This window comes from Nonomuraea ferruginea (genome assembly GCF_039540635.1).
Lineage (GTDB): Bacteria > Actinomycetota > Actinomycetes > Streptosporangiales > Streptosporangiaceae > Nonomuraea > Nonomuraea ferruginea.
The window spans coordinates 39,649-56,450 of sequence record NZ_BAABFD010000035.1; the positions used below are offsets into that span (position 1 = coordinate 39,649).

At 72.5% G+C, this 16,802-nt stretch carries 12 protein-coding genes and 1 tRNA gene; 10 read left to right on the forward strand and 3 right to left on the reverse strand.

From position 1 onward, the window contains the following. Positions 1–26 precede the first annotated feature (26 nt). The 5 genes from ABD999_RS41985 (at position 27) to ABD999_RS42005 (ending at position 3,891) form a co-directional block, all read left to right on the forward strand. Positions 27–638 carry an SRPBCC family protein gene (locus ABD999_RS41985; protein ID WP_271278534.1) on the forward strand — a complete coding sequence of 204 codons (612 nt, stop codon included), beginning with the start codon at positions 27–29 and terminating at the stop codon, positions 636–638. Between the two features lie 129 nt (positions 639–767). Then, positions 768–1,988: a CynX/NimT family MFS transporter gene (locus tag ABD999_RS41990; protein WP_271278535.1), complete on the forward strand. Its 1,221-nt coding sequence runs from the start codon at positions 768–770 to the stop codon at positions 1,986–1,988. A 5-nt stretch (positions 1,989–1,993) separates the two neighbouring features. Next, entirely contained in the window at positions 1,994–2,821 is an 828-nt protein-coding gene (locus tag ABD999_RS41995; RefSeq protein WP_271278536.1) for an alanyl-tRNA editing protein, read from the forward strand. A 52-nt stretch (positions 2,822–2,873) separates the two neighbouring features. Next, positions 2,874–2,946 (forward strand) — tRNA-Ala (locus ABD999_RS42000). Between the two features lie 39 nt (positions 2,947–2,985). Continuing rightward, positions 2,986–3,891, forward strand: coding sequence for an SMP-30/gluconolactonase/LRE family protein (locus ABD999_RS42005; protein WP_219548621.1), 906 nt, complete (start codon positions 2,986–2,988; stop codon positions 3,889–3,891). A 4-nt stretch (positions 3,892–3,895) separates the two neighbouring features. Here ABD999_RS42005 and ABD999_RS42010 read toward each other — a convergent pair whose 3' ends face one another. Beyond that, positions 3,896–7,102 (reverse strand): GH92 family glycosyl hydrolase, encoded by a 3,207-nt coding sequence (locus ABD999_RS42010; protein ID WP_271278537.1) that lies wholly within the window; start codon positions 7,100–7,102, stop codon positions 3,896–3,898. Between the two features lie 197 nt (positions 7,103–7,299). Here ABD999_RS42010 and ABD999_RS42015 point away from each other — a divergent pair, with 197 nt between their 5' ends. Beyond that, the gene (locus tag ABD999_RS42015) at positions 7,300–8,769 is read left to right on the forward strand and encodes an acyl-CoA carboxylase subunit beta (RefSeq protein WP_271278538.1); all 1,470 of its coding nucleotides are present in this window, start codon (positions 7,300–7,302) and stop codon (positions 8,767–8,769) included. 25 nt (positions 8,770–8,794) lie between these two features. Further along, positions 8,795–9,004 carry a DUF5988 family protein gene (locus ABD999_RS42020; protein WP_148030005.1) on the forward strand — a complete coding sequence of 70 codons (210 nt, stop codon included), beginning with the start codon at positions 8,795–8,797 and terminating at the stop codon, positions 9,002–9,004. Between the two features lie 5 nt (positions 9,005–9,009). Here the strand turns inward: ABD999_RS42020 and ABD999_RS42025 are convergent, their stop codons facing one another. Together ABD999_RS42025 and ABD999_RS42030 are read right to left on the reverse strand one after the other, a co-directional pair. Beyond that, a complete protein-coding gene (locus tag ABD999_RS42025) occupies positions 9,010–11,784 on the reverse strand; it encodes a helix-turn-helix transcriptional regulator (protein WP_271278539.1) in 2,775 nt (924 codons plus the stop codon). A 122-nt stretch (positions 11,785–11,906) separates the two neighbouring features. Next, entirely contained in the window at positions 11,907–13,685 is a 1,779-nt protein-coding gene (locus ABD999_RS42030) for a 2-isopropylmalate synthase (protein ID WP_345483221.1), read from the reverse strand. A 357-nt stretch (positions 13,686–14,042) separates the two neighbouring features. Here ABD999_RS42030 and ABD999_RS42035 point away from each other — a divergent pair, with 357 nt between their 5' ends. The 3 genes from ABD999_RS42035 (at position 14,043) to ABD999_RS42045 (ending at position 16,791) form a co-directional block, all read left to right on the forward strand. Next, a complete protein-coding gene (locus ABD999_RS42035; protein ID WP_271279808.1) occupies positions 14,043–14,957 on the forward strand; it encodes a UbiA family prenyltransferase in 915 nt (304 codons plus the stop codon). Between the two features lie 447 nt (positions 14,958–15,404). Next, positions 15,405–16,139: a sensor histidine kinase gene (locus tag ABD999_RS42040; RefSeq protein WP_148030009.1), complete on the forward strand. Its 735-nt coding sequence runs from the start codon at positions 15,405–15,407 to the stop codon at positions 16,137–16,139. After that, complete coding sequence (locus tag ABD999_RS42045) at positions 16,129–16,791, forward strand: response regulator (protein WP_148030010.1); 663 nt, start codon at positions 16,129–16,131, stop codon at positions 16,789–16,791. Before ABD999_RS42040 ends, ABD999_RS42045 begins: the two co-directional genes overlap by 11 nt. The last annotated feature ends 11 nt before the right edge of the window (positions 16,792–16,802 follow it).

The window sequence follows — 16,802 nt, forward strand, 5'->3', positions numbered from 1 at the left end:
CGCGTGCCCGGGCAGCAACGATTCCCATGAGTACGATCGAGCACGCCGTAGAGGTCAACGTTCCGATCAGGGTCGCGTACAACCAGTGGACCCAGTTCGAGAGCTTCCCCGAGTTCATGGAGGGCGTGGAGTCCATCAAGCAGGTCACGGACACGCGTACCCACTGGATCACCGAGATCGCCGGCGTCAAGCGGGAGTTCGACGCCGAGATCACCGAGCAGCACCCCGACGAGCGCGTCGCCTGGCGGTCGGTCGAGAGGCCGCACCAGGCCGGCGTCGTCACCTTCCACCGGCTCGGCCCGGAGACCGCGAGGGTCCAGCTCCAGATGGAGTACGACCCCGAGGGGTTCGTGGAGAAGGCCGGCGACTGGCTCAACATCGTCCAGGCGCGCGTCAAGGGCGACATGCAGCGCTTCAAGGAGTACATCGAGGGGCGCAGCGGCGAGACCGGCGCGTGGCGGGGCGACGTCCCCGGCCCGCACCAGCACGGCTCCGCGCTCGGCGGCGGCGACCGCCCGGTCCCGCCCGGCACGGTCGGCGGCGACACCGGCTTCCCCCAGGACCCCGGCACGCTCCCGCCTCCCGGCCCCGTCCCGCCGCGCAACGAGCCGCCCCAGGGCCCCCGGCCGGTTCTGTAACGTCCCCGTTCCCCCGCAAGCCCCCGATGTTTCGGGGGCTTTGCCATGCCCGTGGAATAGATGTCTCATTTGTAACTGTTATCCTGTCGATTCATCCCATGACTTGATGAGTGGAGGATTCCGTCCGGCATGAGCGTGCTCACTCAGGAGGCCCGGCCCAGAACCGGCCCTCTCGCCTGGCTCCTCGTGCTGGGGATCGTCCTGGCCGCGCTGAACCTGCGCACCGCCGTCACCAGCGTCGGCCCGCTGCTCGACCAGCTCGCCGCCGCGCTCGGCATGTCCAGCGTCGGCACCGGCCTGCTCACCACGCTGCCGGTGCTGGCCTTCGCCACCGTCGGCGCGGTCACGCCCACGCTGGCCCGCCGCGTCGGCGAGCACAGGCTGCTCCTGCTCGCCCTGGTCACGCTGGGCACGGGCATGCTGGTGCGGGTCCTGGTCGACTCCGCGCCGGTGTTCCTGGCCAGCAGCGCCGTCGCCCTGTCGGGCGGGGCCGTCGGCAACGTGCTCATCCCGACACTGATCAAGCGACACTTCCCGGCCCGCACCGGGGTCATGACCACCGTCTACACCACCTCGCTGGCCGTCGGCACCATGCTCGCCGCCGCGGCCACCGTGCCGATCGAGCAGGCCTCGGGCGACTGGCACGTGGCGCTGGGGGTGTGGGCGGCGCTGGCCGCGGTCTCCGCCATTCCGTGGCTCGCGCTCCTGCGCAGTGAGCCTGAGCGGGGCGACGGCCGGCCGGGTGGCGGCCTGCGCCGGATGGCGCGGAGCAGGCTGGCGTGGGCGATCGCCGTCTACTTCGGCACCCAGTCGATGATCGCGTACATCATGTTCGGCTGGCTCGCCACCATCCTCACCGACGGCGGCTACACGGTGAGCCAGGCGGGCGTGATCCTCGGCGTCTTCACCGCGCTGAACATCCCCGTCTCGCTCCTCGTCCCCCTCGTCGCCGCCCGCTTCCGCGACCAGCGGCCGGTGGTGGTCGGCCTGGTGGTCGCGTACACGGCCGGCTTCCTCGGGCTGTGGCTGGCGCCCGCCTCCACCGCGCCGGTGTGGGTGGTGCTGGTGGCGGCCGGCATGGGCTCGTTCCCGCTGGCGCTCACCATGCTCGCCGTGCGCACCCGCACGCCGGAGACCACGGCGTCGCTGTCGGCGTTCGGGCAGAGCGCCGGCTACCTCATCGCCGGCGCCGGCCCGCTGCTCGTCGGCGTGCTGCGCGAGGTGGGCGGCGGGTGGACGCTCCCGTACCTGCTGATCTTCGCCGTGCTGGTCGCGCAGCTGTTCACGGGCTTGTACGCGGGCCGTGACCGGTACGTGGAGGACGAGCGGCGGGTGTCTCTGCCAGGATGACGTCCGTGAACTCGACAGTCGTCACCTTTCCCTACGGTCATGTCAGTGGCCGTTCCACGATCGTCGAGGCCGTGCCGGTGGGGGAGCGGCACGGCCTCGTCGTCACCGAGACCCCGTTCCACCCCCTCGACCACACCTGGCCGGACCAGCCCGCCGACCGGGGCACCATCGGCGGGCTGCCGGTGCTCGACTGCGTGACCGGCGCCCGCCCGGCCGGGGGCGACATCGTCCTGGGCGGCGACATCCCGGTACGGCGCGGCGCCGACGGCTGGGACTGGCTGGTCGTGCACGTCACCGAGACCCCGCTGGACGTGGGCGCCGAGGTCGGCCTGGAGGTCGACGCCGGACACCGGGCCGCGCTCTCGGCCGGGCACACCGCCTGCCATCTGGCCGCGCTCGCCCTCAACGCCGCCCTGGCCGGCCGGTGGCGCAAGGAGCCCGCGCGCGACCGGCTCGGCAACCCCGACTTCGACCAGAGCGCCATCACCACCTCGCGGATCTCCCCGTACGGGAGCGTCGACGAGTACCGGCTGGGCAAGTCGCTGCGGAAGAAGGGGTTCACCGCCGAAGGGCTGGACCCGGAGGAGACGGCGCGCGAGGTCGCCGCCCGGCTGAAGGCGTGGGTGGCGGCCGACGCGCCGGTCCGGATCGACGTGCCGGGCACCGGGCTCACCGCCCGCCGCACCTGGCACTGCGCCCTGCCCGGCGGCGAGGCGTCGATCCCGTGCGGCGGCACCCACGTGCGGAGCACGGGAGAGCTGGGCGAGGTCACGGTCACGCTGGAGACCGGCGAGCAGTCGCTCACCATGCGCACCACCGTCACCCCGCGCTGACACATGACACGGGCGGCCCCGGATTCGGATACACTTGGCGACGCATCCGCAAGGGGCTATGGCGCAGTTGGTAGCGCGCTTCCATGGCATGGAAGAGGTCTGGGGTTCGAATCCCCATAGCTCCACCCCTGTCGGGCAGCCGATCCCCCCCGGAGGCCGTCCTCGTGGAGCTCATTCCCGTCGATTTCGAGGCGTTCGACAAGCGCATCGCGGCCGTCCGCGGCGACAGAAACCTCGAACGCCTCCACCGCGGGACCCGCTGGGCGGAAGGGCCGGTCTACTTCCCGGCGGGCCGCTTCCTGGTGTGGAGCGACATCCCCAACGACCGGATGCTCCGCTGGGACGAGCAGACCGGCGCCGTCGGCCCGTTCCGTCAGCCGTCCGGCTACGTCAACGGCAACACCCTCGACCGTGAGGGCCGGCTCATCTCCTGCGAGCACGGCGCGCGCCGGGTGACCAGGACCGAGCACGACGGCTCGGTCACCACCCTGGCCGACAGCTGGCGGGGCAGGCGGCTCAACAGCCCCAACGACGTCGTGGTCCGCTCCGACGGGTCGATCTGGTTCACCGACCCGCCGTACGGCATCCTGGGCGACTACGAGGGACACCGGGCCGAGCAGGAGATCGACGGCTGCCACGTCTACCGGATCGACCCGGGCACCGGCGCGACCGAGATGGTCGCCGGCGACTTCGCCAGGCCCAACGGCCTCGCCTTCGACCTCGACGAGAGCAGGCTCTTCGTCGCCGACACCCAGGAGCGCCACCTGCGGGTCTTCGACGTGCGCGACGACGGCACGCTCACCGGCGGCCGGGTGTTCGCCGCGCACGACGGCAAGGAGGGCTTCGACGGCCTGCGCCTGGACGACGGCGGCCGCGTGTGGGCCGCCGTCGGATCCTCGGTGCACTGCTACGACCCGGACGGCACGCTCCTCGGCAGGCTCAACCTGCCGGAGAGCGTCTCCAACCTGGTCTTCGGCGGGCCCAAGCGCAACCGGGTCTTCATCACCGCGACCACGTCGCTGTACTCGGTCATGCTCAACATCCGCGGCGCCCGCCCGGTCTGGGCCTGACCCGTCACTTGAAGGCCCAGGCGAAGAGGTGCAGCTCGCCGTCCTCCGCCGGGGCGAAGGTCAGGCTGGCCACCTTCTTGGCCGGGTCCAGCGCGATCGGCTGAGCCGCGAACACGTGCGCGCCGATGGGCTGGAACGCCCATGAGCCCCAGAAGAGCCTGAGCGGCGTGCTGGCCACGGGCTCGTTGCCGAACGCCGGCGGCTCGCCGCCGAAGTCCAGGATCCATTCGCTGAGGCCGAGCTTGCCGGTGCTCGTCGAGCCGTCGGTGTAGGTGACCGTCACCTTCGACTCGGGCCAGCCGTTCACGCCCGACCCGAGGAACGCAAGCTCACTCGCCCCGTCGGGCGCCGCCACCTCGATCGGCGCGGTGCCCGGCCGCAGGTTGTCCCACTCGCCGGGCTTGCGGTCGGGCCAGGTGAAGTCGAAGCCCTTCCAGGAGACGGTGCCGCCCGGCTCGACGCCCTCGTCGGCCAGGGCCTGCGCCGAGTAGCTGAACCCGGGCCCGTCGATGTTGGCCTCGTCGGGCACCGCGGCGTCGCCGATGCCGGCGTTGTTGTGGTGCCACGCCAGCGTGCCGCGCTCGGCCACGTTCAGCCGCACGCCGCCGGTCGCCTCGCCCGCCACGATCGGCACGGTGTGGAAGCCGAGCGCCACGCCGGGGTCCACGGTGATGCTGATCTTGCGGGTCGTGGCGCGCCCGGCCGGCACGAACAGGCGTCCGCTCGACGGCGTCACCGTGATCCCCGGCGGCGGCGTGGCCTGCCACGCGACCGTGGCCGTCCGCTCCATGGACCGGATCGTGAGGTCGGCCTCGAAGGTCCCGCCGGGCGCCACCGGCCCGCTTCCCGGGTTGAGCCCCAGCAGGTACGGCTCGGTGCCCTCGCCGAACGACGGCGGCGCGTCCGCCGGGCGAGCTCCGAAGGTGAGGTTCGGCGAGCTGCCCACCGTGAAGTCCAGCCGCCCGCCCCGCGTGGCGAACGTCTCCGGCAGCCACGCCTGCGACACCGGGGCGCCGTTCACGCGCAGCGCCCGGATGTAGCCGCCCGCGGCGCCGGGCGCGTTGACCTGGATGTCGCCGCCGGGCCTGTCGATCGTGATCCGGTCGAACAGCGGCGTGTTCACCAGCAGCTCGGCCCGGCCGGGAACGGCCGGGAACAGGCCCATGGCCGACCACACGTACCAGGCGCCCATCGTGCCCAGGTCGTCGTTGCCGACGAGCCCGTCGGGGCCGGGGCCGAACAGCTCCTTCTGCGTCTTCCGGACGACCTCCTGCGTCCTGTACGGCCGGCCCGCCCACGCGTACAGCCACGGCGACTGCAGCGCGACCTCGTTGCCGAGGTAGGCGTACGGCCGGTGCGGGCCGGCGTTCAGCTCCTTGAAGTAGTCGTCCAGCCTGTTCACCGCTTCCTGGGCGCCGCCCATCGCGGTGATCAGCCCCTGCGGGTTGTGCGGCACCATCCAGTGGTACTGCGCCCCGTTGCCCTCCATGTAGACGTCGGCGGCGGCCGGGTCGAACGGCGACTTGAACGCGCCGTCCCCCATCTTGGGCTGGACCCAGCCGTTGGCCGGGTTGAACAGGTGCTGCCACGCCTGCGCGCGCTTCATGAACTCCGCCCGCGTGGCCTGGTCGCCGAGCCGGGAGGCCAGCTGGGCGATGCCGAAGTCGGCCACGCCGTACTCCAGCGTCGCGGACGGGTCCGACGGCACGTACCCCTTGTCCATGTACGCGGCGTTGCCCGGCCGCTCGTCGTAGTCCAGCAGCGGGTGACCGATGTCCATCGGGCCGCTGCGCCGGGCGGCCTCGGCCATCGCCTTGAGGGCTTCGGCGGCCTCGAAGTCGCGCGCGCCGAAGGCGTGCACCGTGGAGAGGATCACGTGGAACGGGTCGCCCACCATGACGCCGGTGACCGCGTTCTGGTGCGACCAGCGGTCCCACACGTTGCCGAGCGCCTGGGCGTTGACGTACATCGACTGCGCGATGTCGCTCGCCACGTCCGGCGCGAGCAGGGCCAGCAGCTGGACCTGGCTGCGGTAGACGTCCCAGCCGGAGAAGGTCGCGTAGTGGTGGTGGCCCGGCTTCACCCGGTGGATCTCGTAGTCGGAGCCGACGTAGGTGCCGTCGGCGTCGTCGAAGACGTACGGCTGGAGCAGCGCGTGGTAGAGGCTGCTGTAGAAGGTGCGCCGCTGGGCGTCGGTGCCGCCCTCGATCCGCACCTGGCCGAGACGGGCGTTCCAGACGGCCTCCGCCTCGCTCGCCACCTGCTCCAGGTTCTTGGCGCCGATCTCCGTCCGCAGGTTGTTCCTGGCGCCCTCGACGCTCACGTACGACAGGCCCACCCGCATCTGCACCGGCGTGGCGGGGTCGAACTCCAGGTACGCGCCGGACCCCGGCCCGTTCACCACCACGTCGTCAGAGGTGACGACATGACCCTTCACCTTGCCTTCGGAGGCGTTGGCGACGACCCGCGCGCCGGGCAGCACCTGGTCGTCCTTCCAGGTGCCGAAGCCGGTGACCGGCCGGTCGAAGGTGGCGTGGAAGTAGACCTTGTAGCGCGTCGGGGGGCCGCAGAACCCGCCGGTCAGCACCCAGCCCTCGACGGTGTTCCCGCTGATCCGGGTCTCGCCGTCGTCCACGCCGTTGATCGAGCCGCTGGTGTTCAGCAGCAGTGTGGCCGGCTTGCCCTCGGGGAAGGTGAAGCGGCCGACGCCCGCCCGCGTGCTGACCGACAGCTCGGTCTTGACGCCGGTGTCCAGGGTGACGCCGTAGAAGCCGGGCGAGGCCTTCTCGGCGGTGTGCTGGAAGGTCTGGACGTAGTCCATCCCGTGCGTCGCGGGGGAGCGGCCGATCCGGCCGGAGAAGGGCATCACCGGGAAGTCCTGGGCGCCGGTGCAGCCCGGCCCGGAGATGTGGGTCATGGAGAAGCCGCGCAGGCGGTCGTCCTCCCAGCGGTAACCGCCGCCGGCGTCCTCCACCGTGTCGGGGCTCCACTGCATCATCCCGAACGGCAGCACGGCGCCGGGGAAGGTCATCCCCCCGCCGCCGCCGTGCCCGAAGTCGGCCGCCGCCTCCTTCGTACCGTGGAAGACGTTGACCAGCGAGGCCGGGTCGCGCACGGCGGCGGATCCCGGATCGGGGGTCGTGACGGCCCCGGCGGGGAACACCGCCGTGGCCAGCAACGTGGTGACAATCGGTAACGACCACAAGGACATGTCGCACACCTTTCAAGGGTGAGATCGAATCATCGAAACCCGCCCCCACACCCCGGTCAACGAGCGAAAACGGCGCGCACAAGTTGCCATCCGCGCAGGAGTGAATAGGGGTTGGCCGGCACCCCGGCCGTTGACACATTCGATGGGTGCCACGGGTCCCGGACCCGTGAGAGACCGTCGAGCACAGGGGATCAGGGATGACCGTCTTGCCCACGCTGCCGGACGAGCTGCCGGTGAGCCGCGCGCCGGCCGACCGCGGGGCGGAGCCCGCCGCCGACCCGCGCGCCCCTTCGGTCAGGCTGGCCCGGCTGCTGGACCCGGGCACGCCCGTCGCGCTGCACGCGGACGACGACAGCGGCGTGACCGCGGTGCGGGGCCGGGTGGACGGGCGGCCCGTCATCGCCTTCTGCACCGACGCCAGGAGGATGGGCGGCGCGCTCGGCGCGGCCGGGGCCCGGCACATCGTGGCCGCCACCGACGCCGCCGTGGCCGAGGGCTGCCCGGTGATCGGCCTGTGGCACTCCGGAGGCGCCAGGCTCGCCGACGGCGTCGAGTCCATGGACGGCGTGGGCCGCATGTTCGCCGCGATGACCAGGGCCTCCGGCGTGGTGCCGCAGATCTCGGTCGTCCTCGGCCCGGCCGCTGGGGCCGCCGCCTACGGTCCTGCCCTGACCGACGTCATTGTCATGACCGGCTCCGGGCGCGTCTTCGTGACCGGCCCCGACATCGTGCGGAGCGTCACCGGCGAGAAGATCGACATGGCGGCGCTCGGCGGCCCCGACGCGCACGGCCCGAGGTCGGGGGTGGTGCACGTGCAGGCCGCCGACGAGGACGACGCCTGCTTCCGCGCCCGCCGCCTCGCCGGGCTGCTCCGCGGCGGGCAGGGCCGGTTCGAGCTGGCCCCGCTGCGCGAGCCGAGGGACCTGCGCGCGCTGCTGCCCGAGTCGCCGCGGCGCGCCTACGACGTGCGGCCGCTGGTGCGCGCCCTCGTGGACGGTGACGCGCGCGGGCCGGTCTTCGAGGAGCTGCAGCCCCGCTGGGCGGCCAACGTCCTGGTCGGCCTCGGCCGGCTCGGCGGCCGTCCGATCGGCGTCCTGGCCAACAACCCGATCCGCAAGGGCGGCTGCCTGGACTCGCTGTCGGCGGAGAAGAGCGCGCGGTTCGTCCGCATGTGCGACTCCCTGGGAGTTCCCCTGGTCGTGCTGGTCGACGTCCCCGGCTTCCTGCCCGGGGTGGACCAGGAATGGGGCGGCGTCGTCCGGCGGGGCGCCAAGCTCCTGCACGCCTTCGCCGAGTCCGTGGTGCCGCGCGTCACGCTGATCACCCGCAAGGCCTACGGCGGGGCCTACATCGCGATGAACTCCCGCTCGCTCGGCGCCACCGCGACCTTCGCCTGGCCGGACGCCGAGGTCGCGGTCATGGGCGCGGAGAGCGCCGTACGCGTCCTGCACCGCAAGACCCTGGCCGCCGCCCCCGACGACGAGCGCGACGAGCTGAGCGCCCGGCTGGCCGAGGAGCAGCGCCGGACCGCCGGCGGGGTGGCCCGCGCGATCGCGCTCGGCGTGGTCGACGAGGTGATCGCGCCGGAGACGACCCGGCTCAGGCTGGCCCAGGCGCTGGACCGGGCGCCCCGGGCGCGCGGACGCCACTCCAGCATTCCGCTGTGAACACCTCTCACCAAGAGGAGGCACCATGAAGGAGATCAGAGCCGTCCTGGTCGGCGGACCGGAGGCGGTTCCGGCCGAGCGGCGGGTGCAGCGCGTGAGCCCCGGCACCGAGGTGTTCAAGCTCCCGCACGGCGCCGGGTACGAGCACTTCAGGCGCGGCGGCGAGAGCGCCACCGTCGACGGCGAGCGTGCCGTCGTCTTCGAGTGGGTCATGCGCACGGCCGTCGCCGAGTGAGATCGCTACAGTGACCTGCCGGCCAGACCGGCCGGCAGGTCACGGCGGCGCGAGACGTTGAGCTTGCGGTAGATCCGCGTCAGGTGCTGCTCCACGGTGCTCACGGTGATGAAGAGCTTGCCGGAGATCTCCCGGTTGGAGTACCCGTCGGCGGCCAGCGCCGCCACGCGCTGCTCGGCCTCGCTGAGCGCCGCTTCCGGGCTCTGCCCGCCGGCGTGCCCGTTGAGCCGGCCGTTCACCTGACCGTTGACCTGTCCGTTCACCTGGCCGTTCCTGCGGGCGCGGGCCGGATCGCGGATCAGCCCGCCCGCGTGGCATTCCTGGGCCAGCGCGCCGGCCCGGCCGCTCAGCATCCCGGCCCTGCGGTGCTCGCCGATCGCGTGGTACGCCTCGGTGAGGTCGAACAGCGCCCTGGCGTGCTCGTACCGGTCTCCGCCCGCCCGCAGCAGGTCGGCGGCGCGGCGCAGGAGCATGACGCGGTGCCGCACCTCGCTCGCCGCGGCGAGCAGGCGCAACGCCATCCCGTGCACCCGCTTCGACCGCTTGCCGCACCCGGCGAGCTGGGTCTCGATGAGCCCGCGCGCCTCGTCCACCTCGCCGAGGCGGATCAGCGCCTCGGCCGCGTCCAGCCGCCACGGGACGAACTCCGGGACGTCCAGCCCCCACGCGCACGTCAGCTCACCGCACAGCCGCAGGTCGCGCAGCGCCTGCCTGGGCTGGCCCGACATCAGCGCGAAGCGGCCCTTGCCGTAGAGGTACTGGGCGGCGAACCGGGTCTCCAGCATGGCCTCAGGCACCGGCTGGGCGGCCTGGCGCAGGTAGTCCAGGTGGCGGCCCATGCCGGCCCCGGCCATCAGCAGGATGCCCAGCGGCGCGCCGACGGCGACCCCCCAGCTCTCCGGCGAGACGAGTTCCAGGGCCCGCTGGGCGTCGCGCGCCGCCGCCGCCAGGTCGCCCCGGCGCAGCGAGATCTCCGCCCGGATCGCCGACAGCCTCGCCTGGCGGCTGGGCGCGTGCCGGTCGGCCGCCTCGGACACGAAGACGTCGCACCAGGGCGCGGCCCGGTCGGCACGGTCGCTGTAGATCAGGGTCAGCAGCGCGCACTCCACCGCGTCCATGGACATCTCGTCCAGCCGGGAGCCGCGCAGGATGCGCTCGGCCACGGTCACGAGCTCCTCCTGCGGGCCCTCGCTCAGCGTGGAGGCCAGCGCGTCGGCCGACACCAGCCGGCGGTCGGCGCCGAGCGAGCGGGCCGCGCCGCCCGCCTGCTCGGCGGGCGGCTCAGGCAGATGCGGCAGGAAGGCGGGCCAGCTGCTGCGGAGCCAGGCGCGGGTCGCGTCCAGCTCCGCCACCGCCTCGCGGTCCAGCTCCCCGCCGTCGCCCAGGCAGCCCAGCACGTCCTTGGCGTCGGCGACGTGGCCGTGCCACAGCAGCGCCCTGGCCAGCACGATGGCGTCGCCGCCGCCCAGATGGCCCTGGTGCAGCGCCTCGGTCAGCTCGGCCAGTTGGCCGGTCTGCGTCCCCGGGTCGATCCGCCACCTGGCCCGCACCAGCGTGGTGGTGATCCGCGCCCTGCGCCGCTCGTCGTCGCACGCCTGCCAGGCCAGCTTGAGGTACTCGATGGCCGACTCGACCCCGTCGTCGCGCAGCGCCTGCTTGGCGGCCTCCTCCAGCACCGACAGCGCCCACGGGTCTCCCGCGTGGGTGGCCCGCAGGAGGTGGCCGGCCACGACGGCGGCGGGCGCGCCCTCCTGGTAGGTCAGCTCCGCCGCCCGGCGGTGGAGGTCGATCAGCTCCGAGGTGTCCAGCCCGGCCAGCACGGCGGACGCGGCGGCCTCGTGCCGGAACCGGCCGCCGGCGAGCAGCCCGGCCCCGGCCAGCGCCTGAACCGCCCTGGCCGTGGCCGCCTCGCCCCGGCCGAGCAGCCGTCCGGCGGCGCCGGGCTCGCCCATCACGGCCAGCGCGCGGGCCACGGGGAGCAGGTCGGGATCGGCGCGCTGCAGGCAGGCCAGCACCGCGTCGGCGTACTTCTCGCCGGGCTCGCCGGTGGCCCGCAGGTCCTCCAGCGCCGCGTCCGCCAGCAGCCGGTTGCCGCCGCTCAGCTCGTGGCACCGGGCGGCGAAGCGGTCGGCCGCCTGCGCCCCCTCCCGCTGCCGCACCCGCTCGGCCACGCCCTCCTCCGCCAGGTGCGCCAGCCGCACCGGGCGGCAGTGCGGCTGGCGCTCCACCTCGGTGCGCAGGAGCGGGTGCGGGTGGGCGTGGTGGTCAGGGCCGCTGAGTACGAGCATGACCCGGGCGTACCTCACCCGGCGCGCGAGGTAGGACAGGCACAGCTGCGAGGCGCGATCGGCGTGCTGCACGTCGTCCACGACGATCGCCAAGGGGCGGCGCTCCGACAGTTTCAGCAGCACTGTGCACAGGGCGTCCACGATCTGCGCGTCCACGTGCGCGAAGGACTCCGCGCCCGGCGCGCGTGACAGGTGCGCGCGGGCGCCCTCGCGCAGCAGGTCCAGCGTGGCCGCGCGGTGCTCGTCGGCCGGCGTGTTCCGCACGAGCTGCGAGAGCACGCCGAGTGGCAGGTCGCGCTCGGCGAGGGAGCCTGTCGCGGACAGTGGGAGCGCGCCGTGCCGGAGCGCCTGCTCGGCGAAGTCGTGCAGCAGTTCGCTCTTGCCGGTGGCGACGGCGCCCGTCACCATCGCGATCCGGCCCCTGCCGGCCTTCGCCTCCTCCAGCAGCTCCATCAGGAGAGCCGCGTCCTGCCGCCGATCGTCCGGTGCCATGATCCTCCTCTTGCGCGGGTTCAGTAGGGCAGCTTGCGTCCGGAGGGCGTCCGCAGGTCGAGCGGGTCCTGGCCGGATCGCCTGGGCCGGGGGCGTCTGGTCCTGATCCGTGACATGACGGGCTACTCTCCGGCGGCCATCAGGTGGGGGCGGTCGGCGGCCGGGCGCGCGCGGTCCTGCGCCTGGGCCGGCCGGTCGGCCCTGCGGGCCAGCCTGCGGCCCGCCGCCCGCACGGCCGACAGCGCCGCGGCCGTCACGTCCGCGCCGATGCCGGCACCCCACGCCACGCCCGTGCCCGCGCCGGTGCCCGTGCCGCACTCGGCGTAGACCACGACGTCATCGGGGGAGTGGCCGGCGAGCGCCGGCTGCTCCGGGGTCAGGTCCGCGTCCAGCGGCGGTGCGGTGCGGTGCACGGCGCGGAGCCGGACGCCCCACGGGGCGAGCGCGGCGCCGAGCGTGCGGACCGCGTCGGCGCGCGGCCCGCTCATCTCCATGCGGCCGTCGACGTGCAGCGTGGCCACGAGCGGTGTCCTGCCGATCGCCAGCGGCGCGGCGGGGTCGCCCCGGTACAGGTACTCCTCGCGGAACACCGCCCCGATCCCGCTCGGCGACAGCTCGCCCTCCAGCGTCTCGGCCCGCTCCTGGACCCGGGCGGCCAGCTCGGCCTGGAGCCCGCGCGGCAGGTTGAGCCCGTGCCAGGCGCTCATCACGTACGCGACGCCGCCCTTGCCGGACTGGCTGTTGACCCGTACCACCGCCTCGTAGGTGCGGCCCACGTCCTTGGGGTCCACCGGCAGGTACGGCATGCGCCACGGCAGGCCGGACGGGTCCGCGCCGGTGGCCGCGGCCTGGCGCTCCCGCTCGTCGAAGCCCTTCTTGATGGCGTCCTGGTGGGACCCGGAGAAGGCGGTGTAGACCAGGTCGCCGCCGTAGGGGTGCCGGGGGTGCACCGGCAGCTGGTTGCACAGCTCGACGGTGCGGCGCACGGCGTTGATGTCGGAGAAGTCGATGCCGGGGTCGATGCCGTGGGAGAACAGGTTCATGCCCAGGGTGACCAGGCAGACGTTGCCGGCGCGCTCGCCGTTGCCGAACAGGCAGCCCTCGATCCTCTCGGCGCCGGCCAGCAGCGCCAGCTCGGCGGAGGCCACGCCGGTGCCGCGGTCGTTGTGGGGGTGGACGGACAGGCACACGTGCTCGCGGTGTGGCAGGTTGCGGTCCAGCCACTCGATCTGGTCGGCGAAGACGTTGGGCAGCGAGCGCTCGACGGTGGTCGGGAAGTTCAGGATGATGCCCCGGCCCGCCTCCGGCTGCCAGACGTCCATGACGGCCGAGCAGACTTCGAGGGAGAAGTCGGGTTCGGTCTCGTTGAACAGCTCGGGGGAGTACTGGTAGCCCAGGTCGCAGTCGCCCAGCACGCGCTCGGCGTGGTCCATCATCACCTGGGTGCCGCGGACCGCGAGCTGCCGGCAGCCGGCGCGGTCGAGGTCGAAGACCAGCCGGCGGAACAGCGGGGACGTGGCGTTGTAGATGTGGACCATGGCCCGGTCCGCGCCCTTGAGCGAGTCCAGGGTGGCCCTGATCAGCTCCTCGCGCGCCTGGGTCAGCACGGTGATCCGCACGTCGTCGGGGATCAGGTCGCGCTCGATGAGCAGCCGTACGAAGTCGTGGTCGTCGCGGCTGGCGACCGGGAACCCGACCTCGATCTCCTTGTAGCCCATGGAGACCAGGAGGTCGAACATCATGAGCTTGCGCTCGGGGGTCATCGGGCGCGCCAGGGACTGGTTGCCGTCACGCAGGTCGGTCGAGAGCCAGCGCGGGGCCGAGCGCAGGCGCCTGCTGGGCCAGGTCCGGTCGGGGAGGTCGAGGGGGGTGAAACCGGTATAGCGTTCGGCGCCCTGCATGGTCTGATTTCCTTCCTGATGACGTCCTGTTCTGGGATATGCGGCGGATGGGAACCGGCCGTGGCGGAGGCGGATTCCGGCAGCGTGCCGGGGTTCTCGAATATCGCGGGATTCATCACGGAAATCGTCCCCGGAGCCTTCTCCGGAGGGCGACTTTGCGCGCCGGTCTCGAAAGTCGACGGATCTCTGGGTACGAGGGCGAAACTATAGGGGTCGCCAAGGCGGGACAAGCGGGTGCACCATGAGTTCGGGACCGGTATCCAAGGAGGCAACCTGGGGTATCGAAAGGCGTAGACCCACTACAACTTCCGTGCGCCCCTCTTATCAGGCGGGTCACCCCTGGTCACAATCCCGAATATGTCAGCCAATTGGACACTGTTGGCCCCTTTCCCCGCCCGCGTCATCACGCTGTGCCTCGCCGAATCCCGCCCGTCCGTGCTGGCCGTCTCGTCGCTCCGCTACCTGACCGGGGTCGCCCTGGCCCTGCCGATCACCTCGCTCGCCGATCCCCTCATGGTCTTCCAGGGAGGCGTCGCCTGGGTGGCCTCGATCTTCGCGATCTACCTCTACAACGGCGTCACCGACATCGCCGAGGACCGGATCAACGGCTCCGGCCGGCCGATCGCCAGGGGCGAGCTGCGCCCCCGCACCGCCGCGGCCGTGGCGGCGGTGGCCGCCGTGCTGTCGCTCGTCGCCACGGTGGGCCTGCCCGGCCCGATGACCTGGATCATCGCGGTCAACCTCGCACTCGGCTATCTCTACTCGGGACCGCCCGCTCCGCTGAAGGCCAGTTCGAGCGGCACGGTGATCGTGCTCATGCTGTCGGGGCTGCTCTCCTACCTCGCCGGGTTCACCGTCGCGACGGCCGGGACCGGCGAGGTCGCGCCGACCGGGCTGATCGTGTTCGCCGCCGCCGCGGTCTGCTGGATGGTGCTGGTCGGCGTGCCGGCGAAGGACCTGTCCGACATCCCGGGTGACGCGGCGGCGGGCCGGCGCACGCTCGGCGTCCTGATCGGCGAGAGCGCCGCGCGCCGGATGATGGTCGTGGCGGCGCCCGGACTGCTCACCGCCTTCTGCGTGGCGGTCGTCGTGTGGGACGTGCCGCTGGTCGGCGTGCTGGCGGTGATGGCGGCCGGCGTCGTGGCCGTGGTCGTCGCGGGGACGCGCGCCGTCGGCCGGGAGCAGGGCCGCGCCGCGCGGCGCAGGCCTTACGAGACGTTTATGGCGACGCAACAGCTCGTTCATGTTACGGCTGTCCTGTCGAACATATGACGATAAATGTTGCGCACATCACTCGGATGATCGATAGTGGAAGGCGTGCTTGTACTCGGCCCACGGGCGGAGGGGACGTCAGTGGAGGGGGAATACAAGGCGGCCGATGATCCGGCGAGATGCGTGGAGGCCTGTCGGGACGAAATCCTGGCCGAATTCGAGTCGGCCTTGCTGACCGCCGGAAACGCGGCCTTCACTGCCTCTCAGGCCCGGCATCAGGCCCTATTGACCGCGCAGTACATCCTGGAGGACGTGGCCGCTACGCTACGCGCCGGAAAGGTTCAGGTAAGTAACCTCTACAAACATCACGCGCGGGAAGTCGGGAACGCGCGCGCGGCGGGAGGGGTTCATCCCGCCGCTTCTCTTGAGGCTGGCTCACTTTTCTTCGGCACCGCGGTCGCTCATCTCGCCCGGCGAATAGCCGCCGACTTCGATTCGCCCGCCGAGGTGCTGGCGCTGGCGGTCACCGGCATGGAGGAGAGCCTGTCGCGGCGCGTCCGCGAGGCCTCGGAGAGCTACCACGGCTTCCTGCTCAACCAGGTGCACCAGGCCCAGGAGGACGAGCGCCGGCGCATAGCGCGCGAGCTGCACGACCGGATCGGGCACGGCATCAGCGTCGCCCACCAGCAGCTGGCCCTGTCGGAGGTCTACCACGCCACCGACCCGGCGCGGGCCCTGGCCAAGATCGCGATCGTGCAGCAGGCCGTACAGGAGATCATGGAGAACCTGCGGCAGATCACCTCCGAGCTGCACCCCGCCGCCTCCGTGGGAAGCCTGGAGAAGTCGCTGCTGGCCTTCCTGGAGACCGTCGACGAAGACCGGATCTGCATCGGGCTCGACGTCAACGGCGACGAGTCGTGGGCCGAGCCGAGGTGCATCGACGAGGCGTTCCTCATCATCCGCGAGGCCGCGCGCAACGCGCTCACCCACGCCGAGGCGGCGGCCCTGTTCATCCGCGTGGACATCGCCCCCCACGCGCTGATCGCCTCGGTGCAGGACGACGGGCGGGGCTTCGACCCGGCGAGCGCCCGCGAGCACGGCGGTGTGGGACTGGCCTCGATGCGGGAGCGGGCCACGCTGCTCGGCGGCCGGGTCGCGATCTCCAGCGAGCCGCGCGGCGGATGCCTGGTCGAGCTGTTCATCCCGCTCAAGAGGCAGAGCGACGGCCCCGATGGTGGCTGACGACCTCATCATCACCATCGCCCTGGTGGACGACCACGCCCTGTTCAGGGAAGGGCTGCGGGAGATCCTGGAGTCCGTCGGCGACATGCGGATCGTCGGCGAGGCGGGCGACTCCATGTCCGCGGTGACCATGATCGCCGACACCTGCCCGGACATCGTGCTGCTGGACGTGGAGATCCCCGGCGACGAGGTCACCGAGACCGTGTCGCGGATCCGTACCCTGTCGCCGGACACCAGGATCATCATCCTCAGCATGTACGACGGACCCCAGCTGCTCAGCCGGCTGCTGGGCGCGGGCATCCGCGGCTACCTGCTCAAGAGCGTGCACCGGCACGAGCTGATCGCGGCGGTGCGCAGCGTGCACGAGGAGCCCACGAGGATCGTGCTCGCCGTCTCGCGCAACAGCGTCGCGCAGGTGGAGGCGACGGCCGCGCCCACGCTGACGGACAAGGAGCTGGAGGTGCTCCAGCTCGCGGCGCACGCGCTGAGCAACAGCCAGATCGCCCGCAAGCTCGGCCTGGCCGAGGCGACGGTGAAGCGCCACATGCGCAACATCTTCGTCAAGCTCAACGCGGTCTCGCGGATCGACGCGGTCAACAAGGCACTCGCCGCCTCCCTGATCGCGCCGCGCACCCGGGGCGACCTCGACTGAGGCGCCCGGCG